Annotated in this window: 15 protein-coding genes; 7 read left to right on the top strand and 8 right to left on the bottom strand. The window is 65.3% G+C overall.

From position 1 onward, the window contains the following. Positions 1–36 precede the first annotated feature (36 nt). The 5 genes from secD to XI03_RS16440 are packed head-to-tail and all read left to right on the top strand — an operon-like array spanning position 37 to position 5,276. The gene (secD, locus tag XI03_RS16460) at positions 37–1,641 is read left to right on the top strand and encodes a protein translocase subunit SecD (protein WP_028144476.1); all 1,605 of its coding nucleotides are present in this window, start codon (positions 37–39) and stop codon (positions 1,639–1,641) included. A 10-nt stretch (positions 1,642–1,651) separates the two neighbouring features. After that, complete coding sequence (gene secF, locus XI03_RS16455) at positions 1,652–2,671, top strand: protein translocase subunit SecF (RefSeq protein WP_028144477.1); 1,020 nt, start codon at positions 1,652–1,654, stop codon at positions 2,669–2,671. A gap of 60 nt (positions 2,672–2,731) precedes the next feature. Further along, complete coding sequence (locus tag XI03_RS16450) at positions 2,732–3,115, top strand: Mth938-like domain-containing protein (protein WP_028144478.1); 384 nt, start codon at positions 2,732–2,734, stop codon at positions 3,113–3,115. Between the two features lie 7 nt (positions 3,116–3,122). Continuing rightward, positions 3,123–3,986: a phytoene/squalene synthase family protein gene (locus tag XI03_RS16445; RefSeq protein WP_271592693.1), complete on the top strand. Its 864-nt coding sequence runs from the start codon at positions 3,123–3,125 to the stop codon at positions 3,984–3,986. Between the two features lie 45 nt (positions 3,987–4,031). Beyond that, positions 4,032–5,276, top strand: coding sequence for a threonine ammonia-lyase (locus XI03_RS16440; RefSeq protein WP_271592692.1), 1,245 nt, complete (start codon positions 4,032–4,034; stop codon positions 5,274–5,276). Positions 5,277–5,307: 31 nt separating this feature from the next. Here the strand turns inward: XI03_RS16440 and XI03_RS16435 are convergent, their stop codons facing one another. After that, complete coding sequence (locus tag XI03_RS16435) at positions 5,308–6,861, bottom strand: winged helix-turn-helix domain-containing protein (RefSeq protein WP_271592691.1); 1,554 nt, start codon at positions 6,859–6,861, stop codon at positions 5,308–5,310. A gap of 126 nt (positions 6,862–6,987) precedes the next feature. Here XI03_RS16435 and XI03_RS16430 point away from each other — a divergent pair, with 126 nt between their 5' ends. Then, positions 6,988–7,449: a cupin domain-containing protein gene (locus XI03_RS16430; RefSeq protein WP_038949151.1), complete on the top strand. Its 462-nt coding sequence runs from the start codon at positions 6,988–6,990 to the stop codon at positions 7,447–7,449. Between the two features lie 56 nt (positions 7,450–7,505). Here XI03_RS16430 and XI03_RS16425 read toward each other — a convergent pair whose 3' ends face one another. The 5 genes from XI03_RS16425 to XI03_RS16405 form a co-directional block, all read right to left on the bottom strand. Further along, positions 7,506–8,684: an aminotransferase class V-fold PLP-dependent enzyme gene (locus XI03_RS16425; protein WP_271592690.1), complete on the bottom strand. Its 1,179-nt coding sequence runs from the start codon at positions 8,682–8,684 to the stop codon at positions 7,506–7,508. Positions 8,685–8,775: 91 nt separating this feature from the next. Further along, positions 8,776–9,333 (bottom strand): CAP domain-containing protein, encoded by a 558-nt coding sequence (locus XI03_RS16420; protein ID WP_028144484.1) that lies wholly within the window; start codon positions 9,331–9,333, stop codon positions 8,776–8,778. 93 nt (positions 9,334–9,426) lie between these two features. Beyond that, on the bottom strand, positions 9,427–10,521 hold the full coding sequence (locus tag XI03_RS16415; RefSeq protein ID WP_038973380.1) for a serine/threonine protein kinase: 1,095 nt from the start codon (positions 10,519–10,521) through the stop codon (positions 9,427–9,429). A 7-nt stretch (positions 10,522–10,528) separates the two neighbouring features. Continuing rightward, entirely contained in the window at positions 10,529–11,956 is a 1,428-nt protein-coding gene (gene trmFO / locus XI03_RS16410) for a methylenetetrahydrofolate--tRNA-(uracil(54)-C(5))-methyltransferase (FADH(2)-oxidizing) TrmFO (RefSeq protein ID WP_271592689.1), read from the bottom strand. Between the two features lie 129 nt (positions 11,957–12,085). Next, a complete protein-coding gene (locus tag XI03_RS16405; RefSeq protein ID WP_007590701.1) occupies positions 12,086–12,238 on the bottom strand; it encodes a DUF1127 domain-containing protein in 153 nt (50 codons plus the stop codon). Between the two features lie 599 nt (positions 12,239–12,837). Here XI03_RS16405 and XI03_RS16400 point away from each other — a divergent pair. Then, on the top strand, positions 12,838–13,164 hold the full coding sequence (locus tag XI03_RS16400; protein ID WP_038949145.1) for a hypothetical protein: 327 nt from the start codon (positions 12,838–12,840) through the stop codon (positions 13,162–13,164). A gap of 70 nt (positions 13,165–13,234) precedes the next feature. On the opposite strand, the gene XI03_RS16395 is transcribed toward XI03_RS16400, so the two are convergent. Both XI03_RS16395 and XI03_RS16390 read right to left on the bottom strand, forming a co-directional pair. Then, positions 13,235–14,059: a lytic murein transglycosylase gene (locus tag XI03_RS16395; RefSeq protein WP_271592688.1), complete on the bottom strand. Its 825-nt coding sequence runs from the start codon at positions 14,057–14,059 to the stop codon at positions 13,235–13,237. A 128-nt stretch (positions 14,060–14,187) separates the two neighbouring features. Beyond that, positions 14,188–15,096 carry a DUF2189 domain-containing protein gene (locus tag XI03_RS16390; protein WP_271592687.1) on the bottom strand — a complete coding sequence of 303 codons (909 nt, stop codon included), beginning with the start codon at positions 15,094–15,096 and terminating at the stop codon, positions 14,188–14,190. Positions 15,097–15,556 lie beyond the last annotated feature (460 nt).

Raw genomic sequence — 15,556 nt, 5'->3', positions numbered from 1 at the left:
AGCATCTCAAGTCTCCTGATCTGACAGGTCCAGTCGATGTTGTATTTCACGCGGTGGAAGGCGCTCGGGATCATCCTGACGGCGCTGATCGTGTGCCTCTGCGCGGTCCCGAACTTCTTCCCCGAGGCCCAGGTCAAGACCTGGCCCGCCTGGGCGCAGCGCCGGCTCGTGCTCGGCCTCGACCTCCAGGGCGGCTCCTACCTGCTGCTCGAGGTCGATTCCAACTACGTGAAGAAGGAACGGCTCGACCAGGTCCGCGACGACGTTCGCCGCACGCTGCGCGATGCCAAGATCGGCTTTACCGGCGGCGTCACCGTGCGCAACGACGCGGTCGAGGTTCGCATCACCAAGGAATCCGACGCTCAGGCGGCGCTCGCCAAGCTGCGCGAGCTGTCTCAGCCGCTGGGCGGCCTGATGGGATCCAGCGGTCAGCGCGACCTCGAGGTGACCGATGCCGGCGGCGGAGTGATCCGCCTGAGCGTCCCGCAGGCCGCGATGCTCGATCGCCTGCGCAAGACCATCGAGCAGTCGATCCAGATCGTCGAACGCCGCGTCAACGAGCTCGGCACCGTCGAGCCCGTGATCCAGCGCCAGGGCAATGACCGCATCCTGGTGCAGGTCCCCGGACTTCAGGACCCGACCCGCCTGAAGGAACTGCTGGGCAAGACTGCGAAGATGGAATTCCGCATGGTCGACACCTCCGTGCCGCCGGATCAGGCGCAAGCGGGCAGGTTGCCGCCGGAATCCGAACTCCTGATGAGCGCATCGCCGCCGCCCACGCCCTATGTGGTCAAGAAGCAGGTGCTGGTCGCCGGTGGCGATCTGACCGACGCCCAGGCGAGCTTCGACCAGCGCACGGGCGAGCCGGTCGTCAGCTTCAAGTTCAACACCTCGGGTGCGCGCAAGTTCTCGCAGGCCACGCAGGAGAACGTGGGCCTGCCGTTCGCGATCGTTCTGGATAACAAGGTGATCTCGGCGCCCGTCATCCGCGAGCCCATCACCGGCGGCCAGGGCCAGATCTCCGGCAGCTTCACCGTGCAATCGGCCAACGATCTGGCGATCCTGCTGCGCGCCGGCGCATTGCCGGCGCCGCTGACGGTGGTCGAGGAGCGCACCGTCGGTCCGGGCCTCGGCCAGGACTCGATCGAGAAGGGCGAACTCGCGGCCTATGTCGGCTCCATCCTCGTCATCATCTTCATGCTGCTGACCTATCGGCTGTTCGGGGTGTTCGCGAACATCGCCGTGGCCATCAACGTCGCCATGATCTTCGGCCTGCTGTCGCTGCTCAACGCCACGCTGACGCTGCCCGGCATCGCCGGCATCGTGCTCACCGTCGGCATCGCCGTGGACTCCAACGTGCTGATCTACGAGCGTATCCGCGAAGAGCTGCGCGGCGGTCGCAACGCGATCTCGGCGATCGACGCCGGCTTCAAGCGGGCGCTCGCGACTATCCTCGATTCCAACATCACAACCTTCATTGCCGCCGCGGTGCTGTTCTACATCGGCACCGGCCCGGTGCGCGGCTTTGCCGTGACGCTCGGCATCGGCATCATCACCACGGTGTTCACCGCCTTCACGCTGACGCGGCTGATCGTCGCCTGGTGGGTGCGGTGGAAGCGGCCGCAGAGCGTGCCGATCTAGGAGCCTGATCGTGACTCACACCGTTCTCATCGGGCTCGGCGTCCTCATTGCCGTCCTCACCGTGGTTGCCGCGCTCGGCCTGCTGCCGTCGCTGCGTATCGTCCCTGACGAAACGCATTTCGATTTCACGCGCTTCCGCCGCATCAGCTTCCCGATCTCGGCGGCGCTGTCGATCGTCGCGATCACGTTGTTCTTCACCCATGGCCTGAATTTCGGCATCGACTTCCGCGGCGGCACGCTGCTGGAGGTCAGGGCGAAGTCGGGCGCCGCCGACATCGCCGCGATGCGCACGACGCTGGATGGATTGCGTCTCGGCGAAGTGCAGTTGCAGCAGTTCGGCGATGCCGCGAACGTCCTGATCCGCGTCGCAGAGCAGCCGGGCGGCGATGCCGCGCAGCAGGAGGCGGTGCAGAAGGTTCGTTCCGCGCTCGGCGATTCCGTCGAGTATCGCCGCGTCGAAGTGGTCGGCCCGCGCGTCTCCGGCGAGCTGCTGGCCTTCGGCATGCTCGGTCTGATGCTCGCGATCGTCTCGATCCTGATCTATCTCTGGTTCCGGTTCGAATGGCAGTTCGCGTTAGGGGCCATGATCGCCAACGTGCACGACATCGTGCTCACGATCGGCTTCATGTCGATCAGCCAGGTCGATTTCGACCTGACCAGTATCGCCGCGCTGCTGACCATTCTCGGCTATTCGCTCAACGACACCGTCGTCATCTACGACCGAATCCGCGAAATGCTGCGGCGCTACAAGAAGATGCCGATGCCGCAGCTGCTCAACGAGTCCATCAACTCGACGCTGTCGCGGTCGATCATCACCCACTTCACGGTGACGTTGGCGCTGCTGGCGCTGCTCCTGTTCGGCGGGCACGCGATCCACAGCTTCACCGCGGTGATGATGTTCGGCGTGGTGCTGGTCGGCACCTACACCTCGATCTTCATCGCGGCGCCGATCCTGATCTATCTCGGCGTCGGCGAGCATCGCGAGGATGCGCCCGATACGGCACCACCGGCGAAGAAAAGCAAGGCATGATCCGAACCGCATGCCCTCGCAGGCGTTTGCGAGGGCAGTAAGCCCATTCGGACGAAGCTCATGGCCGGCGATCCCAATGCACCGCATTTCCCGCGCTCGGCGCCGATCGAGGCCTATGGCAAGGGCGGCTTCGCCTTCGCCGGCATGTCGCATCGGGGCTCGCTGCTTTGCCTGCCCGACGCGATCTGGGCCTGGGACGTGACGGATCCCCAGAAGATCGACCGCTATTCGCTGGACCGGGTCTTCACGGCCGCCAACAGCATCGACACGCTCCTGATCGGCACCGGAACCGGGGTCTGGCTGCCGCCGCCGGCGCTGCGGCAGGCGCTCAAGGCGGTGAGGGTGGTGCTGGATACGATGCAGACCGGCCCTGCGGTGCGCACCTACAACATCATGATCGGCGAACGGCGGCGGGTTGCCGCTGCACTGATCGCGGTGCCATGAACAGCACATGAGCAGCGCCGCGCCGCCGCCCGATTCCGTCACCTTCTGCGCCGATCTCGTGCGCAGCCATGACTTTCCGCGCTACGTCGCGACGCTGTTCGCGCCCGCCGCCGAGCGCCGCGCGCTGCTGGCGCTCTATGCCTTCAATGTCGAGATCGTCCGCGTCCGCGATCAGGTGAGCCAGCCCTTGCCCGGCGAAATCCGCTTTCAATGGTGGACCGACATGCTCTCCGGCCACGTCCATGGCAGCGCCGAGGGCAATCCGGTGGCGGCGGAGCTGCTGCGAGCGATCCGCGATTTCGACCTGCCGGTCGAGCCGCTGTCGCTGCTCGTCGACGAGCACCAGTTCGACCTCTACAACGACCCGATGCCGACCATGGCGGCGCTGGAAGGCTATCTGGCCGCGACCTCATCGGCGCTGTTCGCTCTGGCGGCGCAGATCCTGGCGCCGCCCTCGGACGCCACCGAGCATCTCGCCCGTCATGCCGGGCTGGCGCAGGGCATCGTCCAGGTCATTGCAAACCTGCCGCGCGATGCCGCGCACCGGCAGCTGTTCCTGCCGCAGCAGCTGCTGGCGAGCCACGATTGCAACATGGAAGATGTGTTCGCCGGCAAGGAGACGCCGAATTTGCGTGCCGTGCTGGAGCAGCTCGCGGGCGAAGCGAGGCAGCATCTGGCTACGGCCCTGTCGTTGCTGGCGGAGGTGCCGGCAGCGGCGCGGGCAGCATTTCTGCCGCTTGGACAGGTGCGGGCCGACCTCAAGCTGCTGTCGCAACCCGGGCGCAATCCCTTCACGCCGAGGCCATCGCCCCGGCTGCGCACGCTGTGGACGCTGTGGCGGGCTTCGCGGTCGCGCGAGTTTACCAAATAGCGGCTGGCTTATCGCCTGAGCCGGCCAAATGCCCTATGCTGTCCTATGGCTGACTTGTCCCCAATCCCGCCCTTTGATCTCAGCGGTCTGCCGGTCGCCCCAAGCGACATTGCTGCCGCAGCCAAGACGATCAGGGGCGCCGTCGTCGAGACGCCCTGCAGCTACAGCCGCACGCTGAGCAGCATCTGCGGCTGCGAGATCTGGCTTAAATTCGAGAACCTCCAGTTCACCTCCTCGTTCAAGGAGCGGGGCGCGCTCAACCGCCTCACCGCGCTAACGCCGGAGGAGCGCGCGCGGGGCGTGATCGCGATGTCGGCGGGTAACCACGCGCAGGGCGTCGCCTATCACGCCAAGCGGCTCGGCATTCCCGCCACCATCGTCATGCCGGTCGGCACGCCCATGGTGAAGGTCGAGAACACCAGGCATCACGGCGCTGAAGTGGTCGTCACAGGCGCGACGCTGGAGGAGGCGGCCGCGTTCGCGCGAAGCCACGGCGAAGCCAAAAGCATGATCTTCGTCCACCCCTACGACGATCCGCTGGTGATCGCGGGGCAGGGCACGGTCGGGCTGGAGATGATGAGGGCCGTGCCGGAGCTCGACACGCTGGTCGTGCCGATCGGCGGCGGCGGCCTGATCAGCGGCATCGGCATCGCGGCGAAATCGATCAAGCCGTCGCTGCGAATTCTGGGCGTCGAGGCCTGGCTCTATCCCTCGATGTACAACGCCATCCATGACGGCAATCTGCCGGCGCGGGGCGACACGCTCGCCGAAGGCATCGCGGTGAAATCGCCCGGCAAGATCACGACCGAAATCGTCCGACGCCTCGTCGACGACATTGCGCTTGTCAACGAGGCCGAGCTCGAGCGCGCGGTCGCAACCCTGATCTCGATCGAGAAGACGGTCGTCGAGGGCGCCGGCGCCGCCGGCCTTGCCGCTCTGATGTCCGATCCGTCACGCTTTGCCGGCCAGAAAGTCGGTCTCGTCCTGAGCGGCGGCAATATCGACACGCGGCTGATCGCATCCGTCCTCACGCGCGAGCTGGCGCGCGAGGGGCGGCTGACCCAGCTCTCACTCGACATTCCAGACAGACCCGGGCAATTGGCCGCCGTCGCGGCCCTTTTGGCCGAGGCCGGCGCCAACATCATCGAGGTTTCGCACCAGCGGACCTTCTCCGACCTGCCGGCCAAGGCCACGCTCCTGCAACTCGTCATCGAGACCCGCGATGCCGCCCATCTCGACGAGGTGATGGCGAAGCTCAGTGCGTCCGGACTGAGCGCGCGCTGCACCTAGGGCACGTTGAGACGCCAGGCCGAGCCGAGCGCTACTCCGGAAGGCCTGCGATGCGGAGGGCGTCGCCGAGCGAGGAAGCGAGCGCTGGCGCGCAGTTGACGCCCTGAAATTGACGGCCATAGCGGAACGTCGGGTGCAGCTCCAGCACCCGCGCGGCCGCCGCCTTCGCCTCCTGCAATCGTCCAAGCTTTGCCAGCGCCGCGGCCAATTGCACATGGGTGATGCTGTGGCGAGGATTGGCCTGAACCGAGCGGTAAGCGGCGCGGCACGCATCCTCATATCGGCCGTGATGGAAGTGCCCGAGAGCCTGGGCGTCGAAAGCGGCGAAAGCCCATGGATCGAACGGGCTGAGCCGCAGGCCTCGTTCGCTCCATTCGATAGCGCGGTCAGCATCTCCGCCCCAGCCGAGCATGACGCTGCCGAGGATGTAGGTCAGCGCCGATGATGGGCTGATGGCGAGCGCGGCCTCGAACGCGATGAAGGCTGCGGGGCGATCGTGCCCGTCCATGCCGATCGAAAAGCCTGCGAGCGTGAGAGCAAGCGCATCATCCTGGCCATGGGCGATGGCCGAGCGCGCGTGGTGGATCGAGGCCTCGCGATTGGCCTCCTGCAATCCGGCTCGAAGAAACAGGCAATGATGGCACATCGCTGCATTGCCGTGCGCGAGCGCATACGCAGGTTCCAGCGCGATCGCGCGTTCGAGCAGCACGAGCGCCTGGGTGACCTGGGCCGGCATGCCGGAATCGACGTCCGGCTGGGCGCGCAGGACGAGATCATAGGCATCCAGGCTGTCCGGCCGCTTGCGCCTGACCCTGTTGATCTCGGCGCGCCGCAGGCTGGGTGCGATCGCACCGACGGTCGACGATGCGATGTCGTCCTGGAGGGCGAAGACGTCTTCGGACCGGCGGTCAAATCGCTCGGCCCATACGTGCATGCCAGTCGACGCATCGATCAACTGACCGGTGATGCGGACCAGCGTGCCGGTCTTGCGGACACTGCCTTCCAGCACGTAGCGTACGCCAAGTTCGCGGCCGACCTGCTTCACGTCCACCGCGCGGCCCTTGTACGCGAACGTGGAATTCCGCGCGATCACGAACAGCCAGTTGATGCGCGAGAGGCCGGTGATGATGTCGTCGACCATCCCGTCGGCAAAATAGTCCTGCTCCTCGTCGCCGCTCAAGTTCGTGAAAGGTAGCACTGCGATCGACGGCCTGTCGGGCAGTGACAGCAACGGCGCTTGCGGTGTTGCTCGTGCGGGATCCGGATCGGACCTCGTCACGGTCGGACCGACATAGCGATAGCCACGGCGCGGCAGCGTCTCGATCCAACGCGCCTCGCCGGAGATGTCCGCCAGCGTGCGCCGCACCGCCGCGATCTGGACGGTCAGGTTGCTGTCCTCGACGGCCTGGGCGGGCCAGGCCGCCTCGATCAAGGCATCCTTCGAAACCGGCACACCAGCCTGCCGGACGAGGAGCGCCAGCAGCAGCACTGCGCGCTGGCCGAGAGCGGTCGGCTCAGCACCGTGGAACAGGATCCCCGCATCGCCATCGAGCCGAAAGGGACCAAATTCAAGGATCGTGGCCATCGCCGAAGAAGGCCACATTTCGCAGGTTTTTTGCAACGTTTTCCGAACTGCTTCGCGACTTTCCGGCTGGACGGGACCACCATCGCGCGAGCCGTGAGGAACGCTGCAACAGCGATGGAGGTGTACATGACCGCGAAACACGTCATCCGCAGGCCCGGCGAGACCGAGGGGGTCACGCTGCGCGGCCAGCCAATGGCCTTCCTGGTGACGGGCGAGGACACCAGGCACACGAGCATGTTCGACTGGACAATTCCGGCAGGATTCGCCACCGGCCGGCACGTTCATCGTGTCCAGGAGGAGACCTTCTACATGCTCGAAGGCGAGTGTGAATGGTTCGTCGGGGATGAGATTGTCCGGGCAACCCCAGGAACCTTCCTCTTCATTCCTCCCGGTGTTCCCCACAACATCACCAACGCGAGCGAGAAGCCCGCGCGTGTGCTCATGACCGTATCCCCGCCGGGACACGAGCATTACTTCGAGGAGCTGGCGAAGCTGACGGCAAGCGGTCGCCCGGATGCGAAGGCCATCAGCGAGCTACGCGCCCGCTTCGATACCGACCAGCTCTCGGCGCTGACGACAAGAGCTTGAAGCCCAGACGGCGCGACTGTGGACCGACTTCAAGGCCCGGCCGCGCCGGCCTTTTGTTACCGTGCCGCCAGATCCGCCAGATGAGCGATCAGCCGATCGATCTCGGCTTCCGTGTTGTAATAATGCGGCGATGCCCGCACGACATGCGGCAAGGCGCGAAGTTCGGCATCGATGCGCGTGCTCGACGGATCTGAAGCGCCGATGGTGATGCCTGCTGCAGCGGCACTGGCGACAACGGCGTCCGCCTCGTGCCCGTCCAGCGTGAAGCTGACGATGGCACCCGGCGCGCGTCCGAGGTCGCGAATGGTGATGCCGGGAAGGGCCGCGAGGCCGTTGCGAAGACGGCCGGCAAGCATTCGGCAGCGTTGTTCGATCGGAGCGATGCCGATCTCCAGGGCGTAGTCGACGGCGGCGCCGAGGCCCAGCCGGGCCGCGTAATTGTTCTCCCAGGTCTCGAAGCGGCGTGCATCGTCGCGAAGCCGATATTCATCGCGCGAGACCCAGGGCGCGGCGAAGTGATCGATCATCGGCGGCTCGAGCCGTTGCAGCAGCGCGCGGCGAACGTAGAGAAAGCCGGTGCCGCGCGGGCCGCGCAGGAATTTGCGACCCGTGGCCGACAGCATGTCACAGCCGATGGCTTCGACGTCGACCGTCATCTGGCCGACCGCCTGGCAGGCGTCGAGCAGATAGGGAATGCCGCGTGCCCGCGCGATCTTGCCGACCGCTGCCGCCGGATTGACCAGTCCGCCATTGGTCGGGACCCAGGTGATCGCGATGAGCTTTACGCGCTCATCGATCATGCGCTCGAGCGCGTCGACGTCGAGCTCGCCGCTGGCATCGCTCGGCACGACGTCGATCGTCGCGCCGGTCCTCTTGGAGACCTGTAAGAACGCGACAAAATTGGCCGCGTATTCCGCCTCAGCAGTCAGGATGCGGTCACCCTTGCGAAACGGAAGCGCGTAGAACGCCATCTGCCAGGCGACCGTCGCGTTCTCCACGAGCGCGATCTCGTCGGGTGCGGCATTCAGCAGACGCGCCACCGAGCCGTAGACCGCTTCGAGCCGGTCGGTCTCGCGATCCGCGGCCGCATAGCCTCCGATCTCGCTTTCCAGATCGATATGCTGCTTCATCGCCGCGACAACGGAAGTCGGCATGAGCGCCGCCCCCGCATTGTGGAGATACGCGAGCCGACTGGCGGCCGGTGTGTCAGATCGAATTTGGTCGATGTCGATCACCAACGCCTCCACTTCTCGCGATCCCTCATGCATGAATTAGACGCGCCGAAGGGGCCGAGCAAGACGTCGGGCCAGGGACGTCGGCTGGATCTCAGATGCAGAGGCCGAGCAGCTTGACGTGGCAGTTGCTCGATTTGGGCTTGCTCGCAGGCGCAGCTTCCCGCTTCACGGCAATTAGGGGCTCCTTGTCCTTGTTCTTCTTGCCCTTGCCCTTCGGCTCATAATCGCCGGCGATCACCATGGCCCAATAGGTGCGCTTGCCGCTGGCATTCCTCGCGCTGGCGATGCCGACGCGGGAGGCGTTGTGCAGCAACAGGTTCTTGCGGTGCCCGGACGAGTCGATCCACTGTCCCAGGGTCTTCTCGAAATTGTCGTAGCCGTAGGCGATGTTCTCGGCGGCGCGGCCCGCGCCGGCGGGCGCGACGCGGCGATTGAAGGGGCCGAGCGCGTCGTGACTGAGGTCATCTTTCGCCGCCATCGCGCGGGCCTGGTCCATGGCGATTCGGTCGAGGGTGGAATCGCGGACGACGCGAACTTCACCGTGCTTGAGGCGGAAGCTGGAGATCAGCTCGGCCGGGGTCTCGGCCATTGCGGGCGCGGCCGCCAGCAGCAGAAGGCCGGCAATCAGGCCGCCCACCAGATGATGCATCATCGTCCCCCGAGCGCCCATGACTCCGCCGCGCCTGCCTTGTCCGACCGCTTCTCTATCGCCAATGTGGACGCTTCAAGGCGAGGCGGGCCGTCAGTGAGTTGGCAGATCCGCCTCGAAGTTGAAGCGGTCGCGCAGATTTTTTCGCTGTTCCAGGATGTCCTTGAGGAAGGCGCGGTCCTGGTCGTTCTTCATCATCGGCTCGATCAGGTCGAGCTGGTTCATGGCAACCAGTTGCAGGATCTCGGTGCGCGGCTTGCCGCCGGCGTCGCGCGGCAGCGCGTGCACCACCTGGATGTGCTCCGGCGGTTTCGGCCCCTTTGCGGCCGCAAGCTCGTTCCGCAACTGGCCTTCGAGCGTGGCCTGGTCGGCTTCGACGAAGGCATAGAGCCCGACGCCGGAGCGGCGGTCCGCGAAAGCCACGATGGCGGTGTCGCGGACGGCCGGGTTCTTGCGGATCAGCTCGGTCAGCACCGGCGCGTCGTTCACGAGCCTGCGGCCGCCGCCCTCGCGATCGGTGAAGTTGAACAGGCCGCGCGTGATCGCGCGGTAGACCTTCTTGCCCGTGACAAGCCACAGGCTGGCGGCGAATGACTTCTTCGCAAGGATCTTTCGCTCGCGCGGCGTCAGCGCCTCAGGTGCGTAGGAGCGCTTGTGCTTGAGCAGATGCCGGAGGTCTTCATAGGCCAGGATGCGATAGAGCCGGCCGCGCCGTGCAAAGCAGGCGGCGAGCTGGAAGTCGGTGACATAGGCGAGGCCGTCGCGGCCGACCAGCCAGTTCTGTTCCTTGGCAAGATCGTTGTGGCAGATACCGGCGCGGCGCAGCCGGCGCAGGGCCGCCTTGGCCGAGCGGAAATAGGCGAGGTCGCCATGCGGCTTTGCCAGATGCAAGGCGACGCCGTCGACGAAGCCGCGCACCAGCGCACGGCGTCCGGCCCACAGCAGTTCCGGACCAACGTTGAGGCCTTTGGCGAGCGCCAGAGCGTGCTTCTCGCGGGCGAACAGATGGCGCGCCAGGAGAAACGACCACCACGGCACCTCGTCGAGCCGGCGCAGCACGGCATCGACCTCGCCGCTCTCGCCGCGGAAGCGCCCGCGCTCGACGGTCGAGAACACGTCGCGCTTGAGCAGCACGCCCTCGGTCCAGCGCGCCGAGAGCGTCGCGGCGTCGTCTTTGGGGAGGCTCATCGCAAACTCACGCGGCTGCGGCAATGCGCAAATGATCGGCGATCCAGCGATCGAGATCGGCGAGTGCCAGTGCGCTCATCGCCTGCTTCTTGGCCACCGTCTTCTCGTTACCGCGCAGGCGCGTGCCGTCGGGTTTCTTCGTCGGCGCGGTCGCAAGCGGTGGGAATAGACCGAAATTGATGTTCATCGGCTGGAACGACCGTGTGCCGGGCTCGATGGTCTCGATATGGCCGCCGGTGATGTGGCCGAGCAGCGATCCGAGCGCGGTCGTGCTAGGCGGGCTAACGAGCGTCTCGCCGCGCGCGTCCGCGGCTGCATAGAGACCGGCGATCAGGCCGACGCTGGCCGATTCCACATAGCCCTCGCAGCCCGTCATCTGGCCGGCGAAGCGCAGCCGCGGCTGCGCGCGCAGGCGCAGCTGACTGTCGAGAAGCTTTGGCGAGTTCAGGAAGGTGTTGCGATGCAGGCCGCCGAGGCGGGCGAATTCGGCCTTCTCCAGCCCGGGAATGGTGCGGAAGATGCGCTGCTGCTCGCCGTATTTCAGCTTCGTCTGGAAGCCGACGATGTTGTAGAGCGTGCCCAGCTTGTTGTCCTGGCGCAGCTGCACGATGGCGTAGGCTTTGGTCGTGGGATCGTGCGGATTGGTGAGGCCGACCGGCTTCATCGGGCCGTGGCGCAAGGTCTCCGGGCCGCGCTCCGCCATCACTTCGATCGGCAAGCAGCCGTCGAAATAGGGCGTGTTGGTCTCCCACTCCTTGAACTCGGTCTTCTCGCCGGCGATGAGCGCAGCGACGAAGCCGTCATACTGCTCCTTGGTCATCGGGCAGTTGATGTAGTCCGCGCCGGTGCCGCCGGGGCCGACCTTGTCATAGCGCGACTGAAACCAGGCCACCGACATGTCGATGGATTCGCGGTGCACGATCGGCGCGATCGCGTCGAAGAAGGCGAGCGCGTTCTCGTCGGTCAGCTCGCGGACGGCATCGGCCAGTGGAGCGGAGGTGAGGGGACCGGTTGCAACGATGACGTTGCTCCAATCGGCCGGCGGCAGGCCCTTGACCTCGCCACGGGCGATCTGGATCAGGGGATGGTCGTTCAGCGCCTTGGTGACGGCCGCGGAGAAGCCGTCGCGGTCGACGGCGAGAGCGCCGCCAGCAGGCACCTGGTTGGCGTCGGCTGCACGCATGACCAGCGAATCGAGCCGGCGCATTTCGGCATGCAGCAGGCCGACGGCATTGTTGGCGGCGTCGTCCGAGCGGAACGAATTGGAGCAGACGAGCTCTGCGAGCCCGTCGGTGCGGTGCGCTTCGGTCATGCGGGTCGGCCGCATCTCGTGCAGCACCACGGGCACGCCGGCCTTGGCCACCTGCCAGGCGGCTTCAGAGCCGGCAAGGCCGGCGCCGATCACGTGCACGATGTTGGATTGAGGTCCTGTCATGGGGCGGACAGGTAGCGCTTTTCGGCGGGGAGTGGAATCGCCGAGATCGAGTTTTCTGCCGCTAGATGCGACAACGCCCGCACGAGGCGGGCGCTATCGGTCCGTTCCGGTGGAAGGGCTGAAACGATATCAGCCCTGATACTGACCGGCGGCAACGCGCGGGATGTCCGAGCGATCGAGGCCGATATCGGCCAGTTCGCGATCGCTGAGCTGGGACAGCTCGGCAACATTGCGCTGATAGTCCCGGAAGGCCTGGATCATGCGGATGAGCGAGAGCAGCATTGGTAGTCTCCTGTAGTTCGATTCAGCCCTTGCCCGGACTGCATCGTTGAAATGAATATAAGTGAGAGTGGTGCAGTGCGAAAGTTCCGATGTTGCGATGCAGCTAAGCGAGTAACGCATACCGTGGGTAAGGGACGCTTAACCTCTCACCAGTCCCGCCCAAGGCTTGGACGGTATGGACCGAATCCAGCGACAAACTCCCGTGAAATCACGGATTTAAGAGCTGTCGATTGATCTCGATCATAGCCGAAATAGGTTGCGTTCCTGTCACCGGCAAGTCGGACGCTTAGCTTCTATACCCAAGTCCGGCATGCGTGATTCGCATGAGACGGACCTCGCCGATTTGAATTTAAGTTCACTTCTTGTCAGCCCCGAACTGGTCCTAGAGGCTTTTCCGGAGCAGATTTTGGCGACGGGAATGGAGCGGAACGGCCCATTGGCACCCCGATAACGCAGCGCACACACGCCGAGCGTGTGGCGATGATTACCAGGATGTAATGAAAATCAGAAATTTCGCATGCGGCTCTGCGTGGCGCGCAACATCACGCAATTCTCGCGGGGAATTTATTGCGGCAAGTTGCCGCGTCGGGAGGAAAGTCATGTTGCAGATTCCGGCAATGTCGCCGGGTCTGTCCCAAGATCAAGAGAAGGAAGGTAACGTCATGACGAAGTTACTCGGGGTTATCGCAATCGCCGCCGTCGCGTTCGCCGTCGCGCCGGCCCAGGCCGCCAAGCACGCCACGGGCGGTTGCAGCTCGGCCAATCTGGAAAAGACGGAGACCGCGATCGAGAACATGGCCGACGGTGACAGCAAGTTTGTGGCGCAGAAGGAGATCGCGGCTGCGCAGGATTCGCTGCTCAACGGCAAAATGGGCGCATGCGGCGCGCATCTGAACAAGGCGATGCACGCCACCATGGGCAAGTGATGGGTAGGTAGACGCACAAGAGAGGGCCGGTCGCCGGGCGATCGGCCCCTACGCGTTTGTTGATGGGTGTTTAGGGGGCGCGCGCCAGCTGGGTGGCGAAATAGGCGACAGTCTTGGAATAGACCTCGCTCTTGTTCCACTGCTGCAGCACCGCGAAATTCGGACTGCCCGGCTGCCAATCCTTGCCCTTTTGCCAGCCATAGCCGGCAAGATAATTGGCGGTGGAGGCGAGCACGTCGGGCGCGTTGTGCAGGAGGTCGCGCTTGCCGTTGCCGTCGAAATCGACGGCGTATTTCATCCAGGACGACGGCATGAACTGGGTCTGGCCGAGCTCGCCTGCCCAGGCGCCCTTCATCTCGGCTGGCACGAGATCGCCGCGCTGGACGATGCGCAGTGCGTCCAGCAGCTCGGCGCGAAACTGCTCCGCGCGCCGGCAATCGTAGGCCAGTGTTGCGAGTGAGCGGATCGTGGCGAACTTGCCGGTGTTGACGCCGAAATCGGTCTCCAGGCCCCAGATCGCGACCAGGACCTCGCCGGGAACGCCATAGGTCTGCTCGATGCGCGACAGCACCGAGCCGTACTGCTTCATCCTGTTGGAGCCGCGCTCCAGGCGCGGCGGCACCATGCGGCCGGAAAATTCCTCGAAGGTCTGGGCGAAGACCTTTTGCGAGCGGTCGCGGTTGAGCACACTCTGATCGAGCGTCACGCCGGCGAGACCAGATGCAATGGCCTGCTGTGAAATGCCCTTGGCCGCAGCGTCGGTCTTGAAGTCCGCAAGCCAGGCATCGAAATTGCCCGAGCCGCAGGCAACCGCGGCGAACACTGGCTGGGCGGACAGGATTGACGCGGAGAGAGCGAAGGCTGCGAGAGCGAGACGAGAAATCGTCGAGGTCATTCGAGGTAATGAATTCCGTGAAGCGATCTGGCCGGCCGGCAATCTCGATCGGAACCGCGGCCAAAGCAAGGCGTGCGACAGGCCGCGATCCTGCCCGAACCAGGGCAGGATCGCATGTCACGATATCGTCAGGCGTCCGTCCTGTTACGCCAGGGGAAGAGGTTGGCCGGGAAGTCGGCAGCCGGCTTGCGCGGACGATGCGGCGGGGGCGGCACCGGACGTGCACCGGGCTCCGAGACGATCACCTTGCGGTAGAGATGCCAGGTGGCATGGCCGAGCAGGGGGATCACCACGGCAAGGCCGAGGAACGCCGGGATCGTGCCGAGCGCGAGCAGGACCGCGACGATTACGCCCCAGGCCGCCATCGGCACCGGGTTCCTGGCGACCACGCGCAGCGAGGTGCTCATCGCCTCGAACGCGCCGGCATGGCGATCCAGCATCAAGGGGAACGACACGGCGCTGATGCACAGCGCGGCGAGCGCGAACAGGAAACCGACGCCGCAGCCGACCACGATCAGCCACCAGCCCTGCTGCGTCGTCAGCACGCGCGTCATGAAGTCCGAGAGCCCGGTGACGCCCTCATAGCCGAACGCCGCGACATAGATCGCCTGCGCGGTCGCAACCCAGCTCACGAACAGCGCGAGCAGCAATGTGCCGAGGCCGAGCATCGCTCCGAACGAGGGCGAACGCAGCACCTCCATCGCATCCCAGGCGCTGGCTTCCTCATAGCGTTCGCGCCGGCTGGAGAGCTCGTAGAGACCGAGGGCCGCGAAGGGCCCGATCAGCGCGAAGCCGGCGGCCAGCGGAAACAACAGTGGCAGCACCGAATAGCCCATCACCACGCGGGCGAGCACGAGGCCGAGCACCGGATAGATCACGCAGAGAATGATGGCGTGGCTCGGCACGGCCTTGAAATCTTCCCAGCCGCGCCTCAGCGCATCGTGCAGATCGGACAGCTGGATGGTTCGGATCACCGGTCCAGCCGCATCAGTGGGCTGGGCCATCGTGGGGACATTGCCCTGGTAGAGTGTGGCCATGGTCGCTAGCTCCCTTGCCGAGCGGCCGAATTCGGCGCCGGCAAACGGCGCGAGCGGCCGCCATTCTCTGAAGTCCCGCGATCCCGACCGGACGCGAATTCCGGATGACATCGCGAGCTGAGCTGGAAGCGTACGCCCATTTGCGAGTCCTGTCCCTCACGCTTGGGTGAAATTCGATGCCGCAGCGCAACTCGACGGTGTCATTCGGTCGTCATTTCGCCGCAGATAAGCTGATGCTGCGTGCTGGCTCGCGGAACTTTGCGGGCGCTACGCAGTAACTTGGTCTATAAGTGCCACTCAAGGCCCTTCCAACGGATCCTTTTCGGGGAGCAGACATGAGCATTTTCGGGAAAATCATGAGCGCGATCTTCGGCAGCCAGCCTGCTTCCGCCGCGCCCGCCGGTGGCGCAGCGCCGGGCAGTGCGCCCGCAGGCGCCGCGCCGGACGCTTCGGCTCCGGC

The sequence above is a fragment of the Bradyrhizobium sp. CCBAU 65884 genome, from assembly GCF_028128835.1.
In the GTDB taxonomy this organism is placed as follows: domain Bacteria; phylum Pseudomonadota; class Alphaproteobacteria; order Rhizobiales; family Xanthobacteraceae; genus Bradyrhizobium; species Bradyrhizobium ottawaense.
Note: the sequence above shows the minus strand (reverse complement) of the source record. Positions and strands in the feature narration are given on the sequence as shown.